We start from the raw sequence: 16,190 nt of genomic DNA on the forward strand, positions 1-16,190 counted from the left end.
GGCCGGCTGTCCGGGCCTTTAGATAGGTCAGGATTGGGGCGCTGTCGAGGTGGCTATAGCCGCTCGCGCACCCAGTCGTGCCGCAAAAAGTCGTCGTTTTTCTCGAACAGCACCGCTTCCCACCCATGGGCGCGGGCGCCTTCGATGACCTTGGGCGTGTCGTCGAAGAAAAGCGGCGGTTCGTCCTGTGGCCCGATACGGTGCTCGATGAAATCGAAAAAGCCTTTTTCGGGTTTTCGAACTCCGACGCGGGCGGAATAGAAAATGTCCTCGAAAAGCGCGCTGAGGCCGAGATGGCTCCAAAGCCAGGTGGCGCGCAGATGCTCCTGATTGGTGGCGATAAACAGCCGGATATCGGCCCGCTCCCGCAGGGCTCTTATCTGATCGAGCAAGCTCTGGTTGAGCACGCTGTCATGGGTCAGCCAATAGTGATGGAAGGCCATCGGGGAGCCTTTATAGCCCAGCGAGGGCAGATAGCGCTCCAGAGCCTCGATGACCGACATCTGGCCCACGCTGACCTTCTTGACGAAGACGTCGAAAATGAACTCCTTGGTAAACCGCTCCGGATCGACGCCCATGTCGGCGAGCAGGGAGGCGTCCCATCGGCGGCTCAATTCCGGCCGCGCATGCATGCCATGCACCAGGACGCCGTCGACGTCGAAGAAAACCGCACGCGTCATGGTTGCTGCCTTCGCATTGCGCCAAGCCCGGCAAGCACTTGGGCGGGAATATTCAGTTCCTGAATCACATCGGTATGGCGGCGGAAGCCGATCAGTTCGCGCTGCACGAAATAGGCCCAGACGGCATCGCGCGCGTCGGCCAGCGCCGCCTCGTTGCCGCTGGCAAGGGCGGTTAGCGCCTTTATGACACGCTGTTCAGCCGCGCCCAGCGAGGAGGCGCGTTCGGCGGCGATCTCATGATCCAGCGCTGCGGTGCCCGCCTCGGGCCGCACCATGGCGATGAGGTCGAGCGAATCGCGCAGCGTCATGGGGCCGCTATTCCGGGGCGCTGGTCTGCAAGGCTAGCGCATGCAGAGCCCCGCCCATTTCGCCCTGCAAGGCGGCATAGACGATCTGGTGCTGCTGCACCCGCGACTTGCCGCGGAACTGCTCGGAGATCACGGTGGCGGCGTAGTGATCGCCATCACCAGCCAGATCGCGGATGGCGATTTGGGCATCGGGAATGGCCGCCTTGATCCGGCGTTCGATTTCGCTCGCATCCATCGGCATGGCTCAACTCCCTGCTGCCTGTCGATTCGGTTCGACCATAGTGAGATATGGCATGGGGGTGCCCCGCCTTCAATATCAGGGGGCGATGGGCTGGGCGTCCTGCTCGGTGGAGAAGTTGGCGATGATGAAATCCACCAGTGGCCGAGCCTGCTCGGCAAATTCGGTGGCGTAGTAGCAATCGAGCGTGTAGCCGTTTTCCCCGCTCACCGTTTCGGTATGCACGAGGCTGATCGCGGCGCTGCCTTCCGAGGCGGTGCTTGCCCCTTCGTAAAACAGTGCCGGGCCGCTCTGATAGGCGGTGATGGCGCGGTTGCCCAGCACGAAGCCGGGGAAGGTGGCGCTCCAGCTGCGCACCACGGCGGCTTCGTCGAGATTGGCCAGCGCCGCCTCGGCGGTCCAGCCGGTATCGTCCACCGGCACCACGCTCAGCATGCATTGCAGCGGCGCGCCGGGATGGTTGATGGTCACCGGGCCGCCCGCCTCGCCGCTTTCCACCATCACGTCGGGATAGATCAGCGTGTAGGGCTGGTCGGGCAGGGGGGACCCGCTGAGCACCAGCGATTGCGCCATGGCCGTCGCCGGCAGCAAGGCCATGCCGAGGGCCAGAAGAGAACCGGCTGCCGATCCCAATTTCATCATAGTCTCCAAAAACAAGGCCGCCCTTTGGTGTGCCAAAGCACTCCAAAGAGCGGCGATCATAAGGCAGGATGGCCGATCAGGCAGCCGTGTCCCGCATAAAGTTGGGGAACCAGCTTTCAAAGGCGCTTGCGAGCGCCGCCACCGGCACGGCCCGCGCCGCGCCCAGTTGCAGGCTCTGGCCGCCGGTTTGCCCGATATGGGGGGCGGCAACGCCCAGCCTGCTCGCCTCCGCCAGCGTCTTTTCCAGCTCGGCCGCGCGGATGGTCACCAGGTAGCGGCCCTGGTCCTCGCCAAAGAAGGTGGCGATGGGATCGTGGTTTTGCGGCTGGTCCACTGTCGCGCCGATGCCGCCGCTGATGGCCATTTCCGCCAGTGCAACGCCCAGCCCGCCATCGGAAAGATCGTGGACGGCGGTAGCGGTGCCGGCGCGGATGAGGCCGCGCACGAAATCGCCGGTCTTGCGCTCATGGGCCAGATCGACCGGCGGCGGCGGGCCGTCGCGGCGCTCATGCAAATCGCGCATATAGATGGACTGGCCCAGATGGCCGCCCCAGTTTTCCGGTGCGCCCACCAGCAGAATGGCCTCGCCCTCGCCGGCAAAGCCGATGCGGGCCATGCGGCTCCAATCGGGCAGGAGGCCAACGCCGCCAATGGTGGGCGTGGGCAATATGCCCCGGCCATTGGTTTCGTTGTAGAGCGAGACATTGCCCGAGACGATGGGGAAATCCAGCGCCTTGCAGGCTTCCCCGATGCCCTTGATGGCAAAGACCAGTTGCCCCATGATCTCGGGACGCTCGGGATTGCCGAAATTGAGGTTGTCGGTGGCCGCCAGCGGCTCGGCGCCGGTGGCGGTCAGATTGCGCCAGCATTCGGCCACGGCCTGCTTGCCGCCCTCATAGGGATCGGCTTCGCAATAGCGCGGCGTCACGTCCGAGGAAAAGGCCAGCGCCTTGGTCTGGTGACCCTCGACGCGGATGACGCCGGCATCGCCACCGGGCAATTGCAGCGAATTGCCCTGGATGAGCGTATCATATTGCTCATAGACCCAGCGGCGCGAGGCCACCTGATGGCCGCCCACCAATCTGAGCAGGGCGTCGGCCACGTCCATCTGCGGCACGTCGCTGACGGCGAGCGGGGCAGGGGATACCGGCTCGATCCAGGGGCGGTCATATTCCGGGGCCTCGTCCCCGAGGTCCTTGATCGGCAGATTGGCGACCTCCTCACCCTGCCAGAGCACGCGGAACCGCAGATCGTCGGTGGTCTTGCCCACGGTGGCGAAATCGAGCTCCCACTTCTCGAACACCTGGCGCGCCGCCGCTTCCTTGTCGGGATGCAGCACCATCAGCATGCGCTCCTGGCTTTCGCTCAGCATCATTTCATAGGCGGTCATGCGCTCTTCGCGCACCGGCACCTTGTCCAGGTCCAGCTCGATGCCCAGATCGCCCTTGGCGCCCATTTCCACCGCCGAGCAGGTGAGGCCGGCCGCGCCCATGTCCTGAATGGCGATCACCGCGCCGGTGGCCATCAATTCCAGGCACGCTTCGAGCAGCCGCTTTTCGGTGAAGGGGTCGCCGACCTGCACGGTGGGGCGCTTTTCCTCGATGTCGTCGCCGAATTCGGCCGAGGCCATGGTGGCCCCGCCCACCCCGTCGCGCCCGGTCTTGGCGCCCAGATAAACCACCGGCAGGCCGACGCCCTCGGCCTTGGAATAGAAAATCTTGTCGGTATCGGCCAGGCCCGCCGCGAAGGCGTTGACCAGATTGTTGCCGTTATAGCGGGCGTCGAACTCCACTTCGCCGCCCACGGTGGGCACGCCGAAAGCATTGCCATAGCCGCCGACGCCGGCGACGACGCCGCTCACCAGATGGCGGGTCTTTTCATGGTCCGGCGCGCCGAAGCGCAGCGCGTTCATGGCCGCCACGGGCCGGGCGCCCATGGTGAAGACGTCGCGCAAAATGCCGCCCACGCCGGTCGCCGCGCCCTGATAGGGCTCGATGAAGCTGGGGTGATTGTGCGATTCCATCTTGAAGATGATCGCCTGCCCGTCGCCGATATCGACGACGCCCGCATTCTCCCCAGGCCCCTGGATGACGCGCGGCCCGCTGGTGGGCAGGGTGCGCAGCCATTTCTTCGAGCTCTTGTAGGAGCAATGCTCGTTCCACATGGCCGAGAAGATGCCCAGTTCGGTATAGGTCGGCTCCCGACCGATCAGGTCGAGGATTTTCTGATATTCGTCCGGCTTGAGGCCGTGGCTGGCGACCAATTCGGGGGTGATGGCGATGTCGTTGCGAAGGGTCATTGGATAACGGTCCGGGAAGGACGGGACAGGAACCCGTCGAGCAGGATGGCGGCGACGCACAGGGCGGCGAGCACCAGCGTCATATAGCCGGCATTGAGCAGAACCTGCCCATAGCCGAGGCGCAGCACGTTGAGGATGGGATAGGGATATTCCTGCACCCAGGCCCCGCGCGCCATGACATAGACGAAATAGACCAGGGTGGGCACCAGCATCAGCGGCAGATGTGGCCAGCGCAGCCGGCCATGGGGCTGCGCCACCAGCCACCAGAGCAGATAAAGCGCCGGGCAGAGGTAATGCAGCATATTGTCGGCCAGGAGCGGCAATCCCTCCAGGGTGGCCAGGAAGCGCAGCACGAAAAACACGTAAAGCGCCACCAGCGCGATATTGGCGGCCATCATGCCGCGCAGCACGGGGTGGCGGAACGGGGCCAGCGGCGCGCCGGGCAGGATTTCGGCCAGATAGATCAGCACCAGCACGATATTGGTGAGAATGGTGTAGTAGGCGAAGAAATGTCCCAGCGCCCCCATCACGTCCCGGCCGCTGCCCAGCATCGCCTGCATGGACAGCACGAATTGCAGCACCAGCGCGGCGATGCCGAAAAGCAGGCCGAGCCAGGTCAGCAACAGGCGGGGATCGACCGGGGCGCGCCAGTTCATCAGGCGGCGCGGCCCAGCAGGCTGCTGAAAAGCCCGCGTCCGTCAGTGCCGCCATGGGCCGCTTCGATGAGGTTTTCCGGGTGGGGCATCAGCCCGAGCACGGTCTTGCTCTCGTTGAAGATGCCGGCGATGTCGTTGATCGAGCCGTTGGGATTGGTGCCCTCGGCATAGCGGAAGGCCACGCGCCCCTCGCCTTCGAGCCGGGCCAGCGTTTCGGCGTCGGCGAAATAATTGCCGTCGTGATGGGCCACGGGGCAGCGCAGGATCTGGCCTCGGGTGTAATGCCGGGTGAAATCGGTCTCGGCATTGACCACTTCGAGCTTGACCTCGCGGCAGACGAATTTGAGGCTCTGGTTGCGCATCAGCGCGCCGGGCAGCAAGCCGGCCTCGATGAGAATCTGAAAACCGTTGCAGACGCCGAGCACGCGGACACCCCGGGCGGCGCGCTCGCGCACCTTGTCCATGATGGGCGAACGGGCGGCGATGGCGCCGCAGCGCAGATAATCGCCATAGGAGAAGCCCCCCGGAATGACGATCAGGTCGGTATCGGGCAGGTCGGCGTCCTGGTGCCACACCGTCTGCGGTGCGGAACCGGAAATCTTGGTCAGCGCCGCGATCATGTCGCGGTCGCGGTTGAGTCCGGGGAAGACGATGACGGCGGCTTTCATCGGCTGGTCCTCGCAATGTCAGGAATAAGCGAGGCCCTTGTGCTGCCTCTCGCGGCAAAAGGCAAGGGGGCTGTGCCGGCTCACTCGGCCGGCGCGATCCTCGCCTTGCCCGCCGGCGCCTCGCCCAGATGCGCCCATGCCGGCCGCTCGAAGAGGAATTTGCCGCGGCCGGTGCGCTCGACCAGCCAGAACAGCACCAGCGGCGAGACGACGGCGACGAGGAAGATGGCCAGGCTCAGCACGGTCGGCTCGACCACGCCCAGCCGGATCAGCACGGTGCGGGCGATGCCCATGGGCAGCACGAAGGCGACGTAGACCACCAGCGAATGGGCTCCCAGCCAGCGCAGCCAATCCATGGCGGACAGCCGCGTCAGCAGCGCCGCAAGGCAGCAGAGCGACGCCGTTCCGATCAGCGCCAGCAGCAGATGCAGCCCCGGCAGGCCGGCATAGCCCATCACCGGATGGATCGGGTTCATGACGAAACCGGGCGAGAACACCAGCGCGGCATTGAGAATCGCCCAGTTGGCGAGGCCGGCCAGGGCGAGCCCGGCATGGTTCATCGCCCATCCGGCAAGGCGAAAGAACAGGGGCGCCAGTCCATAGCCGGCATAGAAATAGACGAAATATTCGGCGAACTGGTCGACCTGATAGCTGCCGGTATGCACCGGGGCGATCTGAAGGGCCGCGCCCGCCGCCAAGCCGAACCAGACGGGCAGGCGCAACTGGTGCAGCAGTTTTGCCGCCGCGCTGACCACCGCCAGCATGTAGATGAACCACAAGACGCCATAGGGCTGAACCACCGCCCAGGCCAGTTGCCCGGCCGCCCCGGCCGGGTCCATGGCCAGCAGGCCCACCTTGAAGGTGATGTGGATCACCGCCCAGAGCGCGTAGAAATAGACATAATGCACCACGCGCCGGTCGGCATAGGCCCGCCAGGGGCGGTCGATCACCCGCGACAGGAACAGGCCGGAAATCAGGAAGAATTCCGGCATGCGGAAGGCGGTGGCGAAGGCGATGGCCCAGTGCAGCAGGCCGATCCCGCCGGTATCCTCGCCGACGCTGGAGGCCGCATACATCATCACCACCAGGAGGATGGAAATCCCCTTGGCCATGTCCACCCAGTCGAGACGCTTGCTGTCCGCCATGTGCCGCACTCCCGCCAATGGCCCATCATAGCCCTTCCGACAGGCCAATGGGTCCACGACCTGCCGGAAGGCTTAAGGGAAATGCTTAACCGCCGGATTTCGGCAAGCTGCGTTCACTCGACACGATAGGCGGCAATCGGGCCATCGTCGAAATTTTCGGTCTCGACCAGCAGCGTGGCCGGGCGTCCCGCCTGGGCCAGCGCGTCCAGCACCGGGTCGCATTCGCCGCAGACCAGCCAATAGGGCGCGGGGTGGCTGAAAACGATAGGGGCGATCTGGCCTTCCCGGCGATGGCGCCAGTCGATCGGGCCGAGCACCGCGCCATTATTGCCGCTGATATAGGAAATGCCCTTGGAGGCGGCGGTGGCGGTGAGCATGAAATCCTGCCAGGCGATCAGCTGGTGCGCCGGTTCGAAGTCCGGCCCGGCATCGGCCAGGATGGCGGCATAGATGTCGGGCTTGCCCCAGGCCGGCTCTTGTAGCCGATTGCTGGTTATGGCGATGCCGACCAGGGCCTGCGGCACCAGCAGCACCAGAAGCGCCCAGCGCCGCGCCTTTTCGCCGGCCAGAACGAAGGCCATGAGGGTCATCACCATCATGAAGGCGGAGTGCCAGGCCGATTGGCCGTAAAGCACGCTGGTGCCCAGCGAGAAGGCCAGCGTCAGCACCAGCAGAAAGACCAGCAGCAGCTTTTCGCGCCAGAGGCCAATGGTGATGAGCGCCAGGCTGGCAATGGCCAGGGGCCAGGTGCGCAAAGGCGGCCAGGTCAGGGGCCAGGCCAGCGCATAGCCGATTTCGGCGGCGAAATTCTCGGTTGACGGGGTTCCGGCCGGGTTGCCGGCAGCGGAGAGGATGGCGCTGAGGCCGAAAAGGGCGGCGAGCAGGGACGGCGCTACCACAAGCCGCCAGTCCATGCCGCGCCGCAATTGCGCCAGCAGCCAGAAGGCAAAGAGGAAGCCGGAAAAGAAATGCAATCCGCAGGCGAGCGCCAAGAGCCAGGTCCCGGCAAGCGACTTTCCCTCGCGCTCCAGCAGCAGCGCGCCAAGAACCAGAGTCAAAACAAGGCCATAGGGGCGGAAGTTGAAGCCCCAATACTGGGTGACGACGATGCCGAACAGCAGCAGCGTCAGCAGCAGCAGATCGTCTCGGAAGAGGCGCAGCAACAGCACAGCGTTCACCAGCGCCACCAGCAGGGTGACATATCGCGCCTGGTCGAATCCCATCACGGCGCGCAGCGCGGAAAGCAGCCAGTACCAGAGCGGGGGATGGCCTTCGCCGGGAATGACGAGGAAATCGCCCGGCCCGTTCAGATGGTCCACCAGCAGCCAGGCCTGTCCTTCGTCGCGCCATGGGCTATGCCCGGCAAAAAGCGCGATCTGCAAGGCCATATAGGCCAGGACCACGATCAGCGCGGGCGCCGGGCCCGCCCGGGCGGCCTCAGGCGATGCGGCGAGGGACAAGGCGCTCTTCTATGCGCTCGGCGCCGGCATGGCCGCCTTCGTGATATTCGGCATCCTCGTTGACCGTCCAAACATCGAACTTGCGGCCGTCGGCGACGATGTTCCTGGCGGTCAGCATGCCGGTCATCATCGCGTGGTCCTGGTTGTTATATTTGTGCATGCCGTTGCGGCCGGCCAGGTGCAGGTTGGCGAAGCGCGCGCCCAGCCCTTCGGTAATGGTGTCGACGTTGAACTTGTAGGTGTCGTCATAGACCGGATAGGCCTTGGGCTGGCGCACCACGGAGCCGTCGACGATGTCTTCGGGCCGGGCAAGGCCGAGCTGGCCGATTTCGGCCTTGGCGCGGGCGATCAGGTCGGCATCGGCCATGGACCAGGTTTCGTCGCCGTCATTGCAGAAATATTCCATGCCGTAGCAGGCGGTGTCCGGGTCCGGCACCATGTCGGGCGACCAGGATTTGAAATTCTGGATGCGGCCCACCTTGACCTTGGGATCGTGGATATAGACCCAGTTGTCATCGAAACTGTCGCGGCCCCGCGCGATGAGCCCGATGATGAGGAAGTCGCGGTAGCGCAGGCCGGACGTCGCCCGGGCGATGGCCGGGTCGCTGTCGGCGCCCAGCATGCGCACCAGCTCGTTGATGGCGGCGGTGGAGACCAGGTGATCAGCCGTCACCTTGGTCTGCCTGCCATTGGCATCGGTGACGATGGCGACCCAGATGCCGTCATGCTGGGAGAGGGCGGTGATGGTCGAGCCCATCATCACCTTGCCGCCCTGCGCCACGATCCTGTCGCGGGCCCGCTCCCAAATCTGGCCGGGGCCGAGGCGGGGATAGCGGAAGGAATTGATGAGCGTCTTGATGACCTCGCCGCGCTCGCCCGCCGGCTTGCCGAGCCCGAAGCTCTGGATGATGGCCTGGTAGAGATTGAGCCCCTTGATGCGCTGGGCCGCCCAATCGGCCGAGATATCGGCGCAATCCATGCCCCAGACCTTTTCGGTGTAGGTCTTGAAGAAGATTTCAAACAGCCGCCGGCCAAAATTATTGACCACCCATTGCTCGAAGCTCTTCACCTCGGGGTAGGGCCGCAGTTTGGCCCAGCCATAGGAGAGCACGCAGCGCGCCGCCTCGATGGGGCCGAGCTTGGAGAGGGCGTCTCCGGCGCGCAGCGGATAGTCGAACAATTTGCCATTGTAGAAGATGCGGCTGGAGCGCGGGCGCTGCACCATCTCGTCGCCCATGATCTCGGTCCACCAGGCTTCCACCTCGGCGCTTTTGGAAAAGAAGCGGTGCCCGCCGATATCGAAGCGATAGCCCTTATAGTTCACCGTGCGCGAAATGCCGCCCACATAGACCGGGTCGCGCTCGATGATGGCGACGCTGCGGCCGGCCTTGGTCAATTCATAGGCGGTGGTCAGCCCGGCCGGGCCCGCGCCGATAATCAGGGTTTCGACATGCATCAGTGCACCATTGAAGCAGCGCGGCCCGGAAGCCGCTGGAGAAGGCCGCCCGCAAAAGTCACGTGCTTGTGGGCGAGGAAGGAATAGATGGTCACCAGCCCCACCGCCCCCAGATGCGCGACGCGCTCGAACGGGGCGGCGACCGGCAGCAGGCCGATGGGGCCGAAAAGGGGCAGGGTGAACAGCGCCATCAGCGCATAGGCCACGACGAGGCGCAGCCCGATGGTGGTGAGCGCCACCAGCGAGAAGGTCAGCAATTGCCGGGGGGCGCTGCGATTGTCGCTGGCAAAGACGAAGCGCCGCGACAGGGTGAAATTGACCAGGAGCCCGGCCAGCCCGCCACACAGGACGATGAGAGGGAAGAAAGCCGGCCAGTGGGCGAGGTCGAGCGAAAGCAGGCCCTGCACCACGGCGACATCCGCGCAGGTCGCGGCGCCGGCAGTCAAAAGGTATCGCGCGAAAGAAACCAAGAGAGCCGCCGGGTTACTGATCGGAAAACGGAAGTGTTTCCCGAACCTAGCGCGCGACGGCTTAACAAAAGGTCATTTCAATGACTTGCGGGAAGAGGAGTTTCTCTTTTCCGCAGCCCGGTTTTCAGACGGGCACCGAAGCATAGGCCGCAAAAAGCAGGCCGAGCGTGGCGATGAACATGACCGAGAGGGAGAGTGTTTTGAACATGACAATGTGGTCCTGCGCCAAACCGGGGCGCGACGCAAAGTATCGCCGAAAGGCGTTAATTGGAGATTTCGATGGCGTAGTTTTCGATAACCGTATTGGCCAGCAGCTTCTCGCACATGCCGGTCAACGCTGAACGCGCGGCGGCCTCGTCGGTTCCGTCCAGGATCAGGTCGAACACCTTGCCTTGCCGGACGCCGCTGACGCCGGCAAAGCCCAGGCTCTTCAGCGAACCTTCGATCGCCTGCCCCTGGGGGTCGAGTACGCCGGCCTTGAGGGTGACGGTGACACGCGCTTTCATCGATATGCCCTGAACCAATCTATTGGACGAGGCGCGGACCGGTGGTCAGCGCATTGTCGGTTTCAACCAGAATGCCCAGGCGCTGGGCGACTTCGCGGTAGCTTTCGACCAGCCCGCCCAGATCCTCGCGGAAGCGGTCCTTGTCCAGCTTGTTGCGGGTCTTGACGTCCCAGAGCCGGCAATTGTCGGGGCTGATCTCGTCGGCCAGCACGATGCGCATGTGGTCGCCTTCATAGAGCCGGCCGCATTCGATCTTGAAGTCGATAAGCTGGATGCCCACGCCCATGAACAGGCCGGTGAGGAAATCATTGACGCGGATGGCCAGGCTCATGATGTCGTCGAGTTCGGCCGGGGTGGCCCAGCCGAAGGCCGTCACGTGCTCTTCGCTGACCATGGGGTCGTTGAGCGCATCGTCCTTGTAGTAGAATTCGATGATCGAGCGGGGAAGCTGCGTGCCCTGCTCCAGCCCGAGGCGCTTGACCAGCGAGCCGGCGGCATAATTGCGCACCACCACTTCGAGGGGGATGATCTCGACTTCCTTGATCAGCTGCTCGCGCATGTTGATGCGCCGCACGAAATGGGTGGGGATGCCCAGGCCGTTGAGCTTAGAGAACACGAATTCGGAAATCCGGTTGTTCAGCACGCCCTTGCCTTCGATGACTTCATGCTTGGCGCCATTGCCGGCGGTGGCATCGTCCTTGAAATACTGCACCAGCGTGCCGGGCTCGGGACCCTCGAACAGGATCTTGGCCTTGCCCTCGTAGATTTTGCGACGACGGTTCATTGGCAAATCCAACCGTTGAAAAGGAGGGGAGATTTTGGCCGCTTCATGCGCCAGAACGGGGAGAAGATGCAAGCCCTTTCGCATGGCGGGGCAAAGCGGGCGGCGCAAAGCCCATATGGTCGCAGCGTAGGGCGGCCCGTTGATTTGCCCCGGCGAACCTCTTATGTCGGGAAAGAGACGCCGGAGAGGCGGAACGACACATGCCAGCGGGAGAGTTGCATGAGCCATTTTGAGGACCGGCAGAAGGGGCAGGAAGCCAAGTTCGCTTTCGACGCCGAGAAGAAATTCAAGGCGGAAGCCCGCCGCAACAAGCTGCTGGGCATCTGGGCCGCCGAGCTGATGAGCCTTTCGGGCGATGCCGCCAATGCCTATGCCGCGGAGGTGGTGGCCGCCGATTTCGAGGAAGCCGGCGACGGGGACGTGTTCCGCAAGGTTTCCGCCGATCTCAAGGCCAAGGGCGTCGCCGTGGCCGACGACGTGATTCGTGAAAAGATGGCGACGCTGGTCGCCGTGGCCAACCAGCAGATCGCCGACGAAGGCTGAGCGCGGTTTTCTTTGCGAATCGAAAAGGGCGCCGGTGTCATCCGGCGCCCTTTTCGTTCGGCGGAACGGAATCGTCAGCTGATGGTGAGGCTGGTCACCTCGTTCATGGTGCCGCTCTGCTTCCAGTGCACCGTTACCTTCTCGCCGATCTTGAGGCCGGGGTCCTTGAAGTTGACCGGCAATTCGTAGCTCTTGCCGTCCGCCAGCACCAGGGTGCGGGCCTTGAGATCGAACGACTTCACCGTGCCCGAGATCATCTGGTCGGCTGGTGTGGTGGCAGCGGCCGGCGCGGGCGTCGCGGTGGTGGAGGCTGCGAAAGCCGCCCCCGGCAGCGCGATTGTGAGGGCGACAAGGGCAGGAACGATATATTTGCGCATGATAGGTCTCCGAGAGACGGCGGACCGTTTTCATCGGGTCCGCAAGGCCGGTTTTCGGGGGCCGTCGCGTCGCAGGGAGGTTTCCCGCCGGCGGCTCCAAACCGACGGCGACTGGTCTAGGCCCGGGAAAGCCGGGCTTCAAATCAAGTTAATTTCACAGCAATTGCGGCGAAACGGTCATGATTTCAGCGAGTTAGGCGGAATCGCGGCGAATTCTGGCCCCGGCCGTCACAGCCGTTGCATCAGCCTTGTGAACATCAGCAGGCCTTCCGGCCAGGGGCCGTGGCCGGAGGCGATATTGATGTGGCCGGCGTCGCCCGCCTGATGGAAATCCGAACCCCATGCGCCGGCCAGGTCCGCCGCCTCTTCCAGCGCGCAATAGGGGTCGGTGCTGGACGCGACGAGCAGCGAGGGGAAGGGCAGGGGCGCACGCGGCACCGGGCCGAAATCGCGCACCGGCTCGGGCGCGTCCTTGCGCTTTATGTCGGGCGGCGCCACCAGCAGCGCGCCGCGCACCTTGTCTTCGGGCAGATTTTGCGCGGCATGGGCGAGCGCGATGCAGGCCAGCGAATGGGCGATGAGCACCACTGGCCGCTCGGCCAGTTCCACTGCCTTGGCGATGGTGTCGGCCCAGTCCTGCGGGTCGGGATCGGCCCAGTCGGCCTGCTCGACAATAGCGGCCGTGCGCATCTTTTCGGCCCAGCGCACCTGCCAGTGGCCGGGCCCCGAATTGCCCAGTCCGGGCAGGATGAGGATGTCCGCCTCGGCGATCCTCATGCGCCGAAGACCCGCGAAAAGATCGTGTCGACATGCTTGAGATGGTAGGCGTCGTCGAACATGGCGTCGATTTGCGCGTCGCTCAGGGTTACTTGCGGATCGTCCTTGAGGTTCTTGGCGAACAGGCCGGTGCGCTCGCCGCGATGCTCCCACACCTTCATGGCGTTGCGCTGCACGGCGGCGTATGAATCCTCGCGGCTGTAGCCGGCCTGGGTCAGCGCCAGCAGCACGCGCTGGGAATTGTGCAGGCCCCCGAGCAGGTCGAGATTCCTGCGCATGTTCTCGGGATAGACCACCAGCCTGTCGATGACGCCGGTGAGCCGGGCCAGGGCGAAATCCAGCGTCACTGTGGCGTCGGGGCCGATCATGCGCTCCACCGAGGAGTGGGAAATATCGCGCTCATGCCAGAGCGCCACGTTTTCCAGCGCCGGGGTCACCATGCCGCGCACCAGGCGGGCCAGCCCGGTGAGGTTTTCGGTAAGCACGGGGTTACGCTTATGCGGCATGGCCGAGGAGCCTTTCTGGCCGGGCGAGAAATATTCCTCGGCTTCCAGCACCTCGGTGCGCTGCAAATGGCGGATCTCCACCGCCACCCGCTCGATGGACGAGGCGATGACGCCCAGCGTGGCGAAGAACATGGCGTGGCGGTCGCGCGGGATCACCTGGGTGGAGACCGGCTCGATGGCAAGGCCGAGCTTTTCGGCCACATATTCTTCCACCGCCGGGTCGATATTGGCGAAGGTGCCGATGGCTCCCGAAATGGCGCAGGTGGCGATTTCGTCGCGCGCCGCCACCAGCCGCGCCCGGTTGCGGGTGAATTCGGCATAGGCCTCGGCCAGCTTCACCCCGAAAGTGGTCGGCTCGGCATGGATGCCGTGGCTGCGCCCGATGGTGATGGTGTGCTTGTGCTCCAGCGCCCGCTTCTTGAGCGCGGCCAGCAGCGCGTCGATATCGGCGAGCAGGATATCGGCGGCGTTTCTGAGCTGCACCGAGAGCGTGGTGTCCAGAATGTCCGACGAGGTCATGCCCTGGTGCACGAAGCGCGCATCGGGTCCGACGATTTCGGAAAGATGGGTCAAAAAGGCGATGACGTCGTGCTTGGTGGTGCGCTCGATTTCGTCGATGCGCTCGACGTCGAAGCCATAATCGCCCAATTCGGCCTTGCGAGCATTCATCACGTCCCAGATTTTCTGCGCCGATTCCGCCGGCACTACGCCCAGTTCGGCCAGCTTGGTGGTGGCGTGGGCCTCGATCTCGAACCAGATGGCGAACCGTGTCTCGGCCGACCAGTTGGCGACCATTTCGGGGCGGGAATAGCGCGGAATCATAGGGTTAGCCTTGCAGTTTCAAAATTCGATTCAAGCGGTGCGCAGCATGGCCGCGTCGCGGATGGCCTTGATGCGGCCGGCATAGGTGGCCGCATCGTTGCCGCCGAGAATGGCGGTGCCGGCCACGAACACATTGATGCCCGCATCGGCCAGCTCGCGCGCATTTTCGGCGCTCACCCCGCCATCGACCTCCAATTCGATCGGCCGGTTGCCGATCAGCAGGCTGGCCTGCCGGATCTTGTCCATCGCATGGGGGATGAACGCCTGGCCGCCAAAGCCGGGATTGATGCTCATCACCAGCAGCAGGTCGATATCGTCGAGAATATTCTCGACAGCCGCGAGGGGAGTCGCGGGGTTGATGGCGACGCCGGTGCGCTTGCCTTCGGCGCGGATGGTCTGCAAGGAGCGTTGCAGATGCGGGCCGGCCTCGGCGTGAACCGTGATGCTGTCGGCGCCGGCCTTGGCGAAGGCGGCGATATAGGGATCGGCGGGTGCAATCATCAGGTGCACGTCGAAGGGCTTGGCCGTCAGCTTGCGGATGGATTGCATCACCATGGGGCCGAAGCTGATATTGGGCACGAAATGCCCGTCCATGATGTCGATATGGAAATAATCCGCGCCGGCCTGGTCGAGCGCTTCGACCTCGGCGCCCAGCCGGGCGAAATCGGCCGACAGGATCGAGGGGGCGATGCGGATGGGGCGGCTGGCCATGGGGCACCTCGTGGAGCGGGATCTGAGGCTGCTATAGGGCGGCCCGGTTCGGGGGGCAAGCAATCCGTGCCCGGATGCGGTGGCTCAAGACCGGGATGACATCGCGGTTGGGGTGGGGCGGATACCCCCTAAACCAGCGCCTCCGCCACTGCCAGCTCGGCCATGGCCAGCGCCGCCTCGCGCGTGGCGGCGGCGGCGATGAAGCGGCCATTGTGGCAGAAGCTGGCGCCCTGGATGCCGCTGGCCGCCTCAAGCGCGCCATTGCTGAGCCCGGCCCAGCTCGCCGGCAGGTCGGCGCGCAGCTCGAACCCGTCCTCGGCGCGGCGGATGCCGGTGATGCACCAGTCCTTTTCGCGCGGATGCACCACGAAAAGCAGGTGATCGGCGCCCGCGGCCACGATGGCGGCGCGGAAGGGCATGCCCATGGGCAGCTCCAGCACGCGCCCTTCGCCGGTCTCGCCTATGGCCTTTTGCACGATGGCTTCGGCGCGCCGCTTGGCGGCCTTCTTGCCGAGGCCTGCCTCGACGAAGCTGCGGGCGATAGCCAGTGCGGCCATGAAGGCCTGCTCGCCCGCCTCGGGGTCGGAATTGTCGAATTCGGGCTTGAGCGTCTCCAGCAGCACCGGCAGCGTCAGTCCGGCCAGCGGGCCGGCCACCGAGGGCTCCAGCGCGCCATTGTCCATCAAATCCACCGGCAGCACGAAATCGGCGTCGAAATCGGCATGGATGGCCTCGATATGTGCCGCCGGCAGGCCGAGCGCGGCCAGATAATCGCGGCCATAATGCTTCCAGACCAGTCCGAAGGAGCTATAGGGCCGGCCATCCTCGCGCTGCGGCGCGCCGCGCTGGTGGTGGTCGAAAATCCGTTTTTCCGCGTCATAGGCGCCGCCGACATCGTAGATGATGCGGTCCGGCGCCGGCGCGATCCATTCCGGCGCCCGGCTGCGGATGATCCTTGCCCCCGGATACAGCCGTGTCAGCACCACGCTGGAGAGCAATTCGTCGGCATGGAAGCCCCCGGAATGGGTGACGAGGAAATCTGGAGTCATGCCGGAACTGCCCTGAATTTAGGCGGTGAAATCAGATAGCCGCAGACGCGCGTCACCTCAACCCGCTCCCCGAAAAACAACTTATCCCCGCCT

19 protein-coding genes are annotated in these 16,190 nt (G+C 64.6%); 1 reads left to right on the plus strand and 18 read right to left on the minus strand.

All coding sequences use genetic code 11. The features are described 5' to 3' along the window. Positions 1–53: 53 nt before the first annotated feature. The 13 genes from VDP82_RS04515 to purC form a co-directional block, all read right to left on the minus strand. A complete protein-coding gene (locus tag VDP82_RS04515) occupies positions 54–680 on the minus strand; it encodes an HAD-IA family hydrolase (protein ID WP_323013650.1) in 627 nt (208 codons plus the stop codon). Continuing rightward, the gene (locus tag VDP82_RS04520; protein WP_323013651.1) at positions 677–988 is read right to left on the minus strand and encodes a DUF6665 family protein; all 312 of its coding nucleotides are present in this window, start codon (positions 986–988) and stop codon (positions 677–679) included. The genes VDP82_RS04515 and VDP82_RS04520 overlap by 4 nt, the downstream gene beginning before the upstream one ends. Before the next feature lie 7 nt (positions 989–995). Next, positions 996–1,229 carry a BolA family transcriptional regulator gene (locus VDP82_RS04525; RefSeq protein WP_323013652.1) on the minus strand — a complete coding sequence of 78 codons (234 nt, stop codon included), beginning with the start codon at positions 1,227–1,229 and terminating at the stop codon, positions 996–998. Positions 1,230–1,304: 75 nt separating this feature from the next. Then, on the minus strand, positions 1,305–1,865 hold the full coding sequence (locus VDP82_RS04530; RefSeq protein ID WP_323013653.1) for a hypothetical protein: 561 nt from the start codon (positions 1,863–1,865) through the stop codon (positions 1,305–1,307). Positions 1,866–1,944: 79 nt separating this feature from the next. Further along, on the minus strand, positions 1,945–4,167 hold the full coding sequence (gene purL / locus VDP82_RS04535; protein ID WP_323013654.1) for a phosphoribosylformylglycinamidine synthase subunit PurL: 2,223 nt from the start codon (positions 4,165–4,167) through the stop codon (positions 1,945–1,947). Further along, a complete protein-coding gene (locus tag VDP82_RS04540; RefSeq protein ID WP_323013655.1) occupies positions 4,164–4,823 on the minus strand; it encodes a Pr6Pr family membrane protein in 660 nt (219 codons plus the stop codon). The genes purL and VDP82_RS04540 overlap by 4 nt, the downstream gene beginning before the upstream one ends. Continuing rightward, complete coding sequence (gene purQ, locus VDP82_RS04545) at positions 4,823–5,491, minus strand: phosphoribosylformylglycinamidine synthase subunit PurQ (RefSeq protein ID WP_323013656.1); 669 nt, start codon at positions 5,489–5,491, stop codon at positions 4,823–4,825. The genes VDP82_RS04540 and purQ overlap by 1 nt, the downstream gene beginning before the upstream one ends. Positions 5,492–5,571: 80 nt before the next feature. Then, a complete protein-coding gene (locus tag VDP82_RS04550; protein ID WP_323013657.1) occupies positions 5,572–6,636 on the minus strand; it encodes an acyltransferase family protein in 1,065 nt (354 codons plus the stop codon). Between the two features lie 113 nt (positions 6,637–6,749). Next, positions 6,750–8,096: a hypothetical protein gene (locus VDP82_RS04555; protein WP_323013658.1), complete on the minus strand. Its 1,347-nt coding sequence runs from the start codon at positions 8,094–8,096 to the stop codon at positions 6,750–6,752. After that, the gene (locus VDP82_RS04560) at positions 8,074–9,552 is read right to left on the minus strand and encodes an NAD(P)/FAD-dependent oxidoreductase (RefSeq protein WP_323013659.1); all 1,479 of its coding nucleotides are present in this window, start codon (positions 9,550–9,552) and stop codon (positions 8,074–8,076) included. The genes VDP82_RS04555 and VDP82_RS04560 overlap by 23 nt, the downstream gene beginning before the upstream one ends. Further along, the gene (locus tag VDP82_RS04565) at positions 9,552–9,998 is read right to left on the minus strand and encodes a GtrA family protein (RefSeq protein WP_323013660.1); all 447 of its coding nucleotides are present in this window, start codon (positions 9,996–9,998) and stop codon (positions 9,552–9,554) included. The genes VDP82_RS04560 and VDP82_RS04565 overlap by 1 nt, the downstream gene beginning before the upstream one ends. Positions 9,999–10,285: 287 nt before the next feature. Further along, positions 10,286–10,528: a phosphoribosylformylglycinamidine synthase subunit PurS gene (gene purS / locus VDP82_RS04570; RefSeq protein WP_323013661.1), complete on the minus strand. Its 243-nt coding sequence runs from the start codon at positions 10,526–10,528 to the stop codon at positions 10,286–10,288. A 19-nt stretch (positions 10,529–10,547) separates the two neighbouring features. Beyond that, a complete protein-coding gene (purC, locus tag VDP82_RS04575) occupies positions 10,548–11,312 on the minus strand; it encodes a phosphoribosylaminoimidazolesuccinocarboxamide synthase (protein WP_323013662.1) in 765 nt (254 codons plus the stop codon). 219 nt (positions 11,313–11,531) lie between these two features. On the opposite strand from purC, the gene VDP82_RS04580 reads away from it, so the two are divergent. Continuing rightward, complete coding sequence (locus VDP82_RS04580) at positions 11,532–11,855, plus strand: DUF1476 domain-containing protein (protein ID WP_323013663.1); 324 nt, start codon at positions 11,532–11,534, stop codon at positions 11,853–11,855. Between the two features lie 74 nt (positions 11,856–11,929). Here VDP82_RS04580 and VDP82_RS04585 read toward each other — a convergent pair whose 3' ends face one another. The 5 genes from VDP82_RS04585 to VDP82_RS04605 all read right to left on the minus strand — a co-directional run bounded on the left by VDP82_RS04585 (position 11,930) and on the right by VDP82_RS04605 (position 16,097). Continuing rightward, a complete protein-coding gene (locus VDP82_RS04585; protein ID WP_323013664.1) occupies positions 11,930–12,232 on the minus strand; it encodes a DUF1344 domain-containing protein in 303 nt (100 codons plus the stop codon). Positions 12,233–12,460: 228 nt separating this feature from the next. Then, on the minus strand, positions 12,461–13,009 hold the full coding sequence (locus VDP82_RS04590) for an RBBP9/YdeN family alpha/beta hydrolase (protein ID WP_323013665.1): 549 nt from the start codon (positions 13,007–13,009) through the stop codon (positions 12,461–12,463). Next, on the minus strand, positions 13,006–14,337 hold the full coding sequence (gene purB, locus VDP82_RS04595; protein WP_323013666.1) for an adenylosuccinate lyase: 1,332 nt from the start codon (positions 14,335–14,337) through the stop codon (positions 13,006–13,008). The genes VDP82_RS04590 and purB overlap by 4 nt, the downstream gene beginning before the upstream one ends. Before the next feature lie 30 nt (positions 14,338–14,367). Then, complete coding sequence (gene rpe / locus VDP82_RS04600; protein WP_323013667.1) at positions 14,368–15,048, minus strand: ribulose-phosphate 3-epimerase; 681 nt, start codon at positions 15,046–15,048, stop codon at positions 14,368–14,370. Between the two features lie 128 nt (positions 15,049–15,176). Continuing rightward, positions 15,177–16,097: an MYG1 family protein gene (locus VDP82_RS04605; RefSeq protein ID WP_323013668.1), complete on the minus strand. Its 921-nt coding sequence runs from the start codon at positions 16,095–16,097 to the stop codon at positions 15,177–15,179. Between the last annotated feature and the right edge of the window lie 93 nt (positions 16,098–16,190).

Source organism: Devosia sp., from assembly GCF_034675085.1.
Taxonomy (GTDB): Bacteria; Pseudomonadota; Alphaproteobacteria; order Rhizobiales; family Devosiaceae; genus Devosia.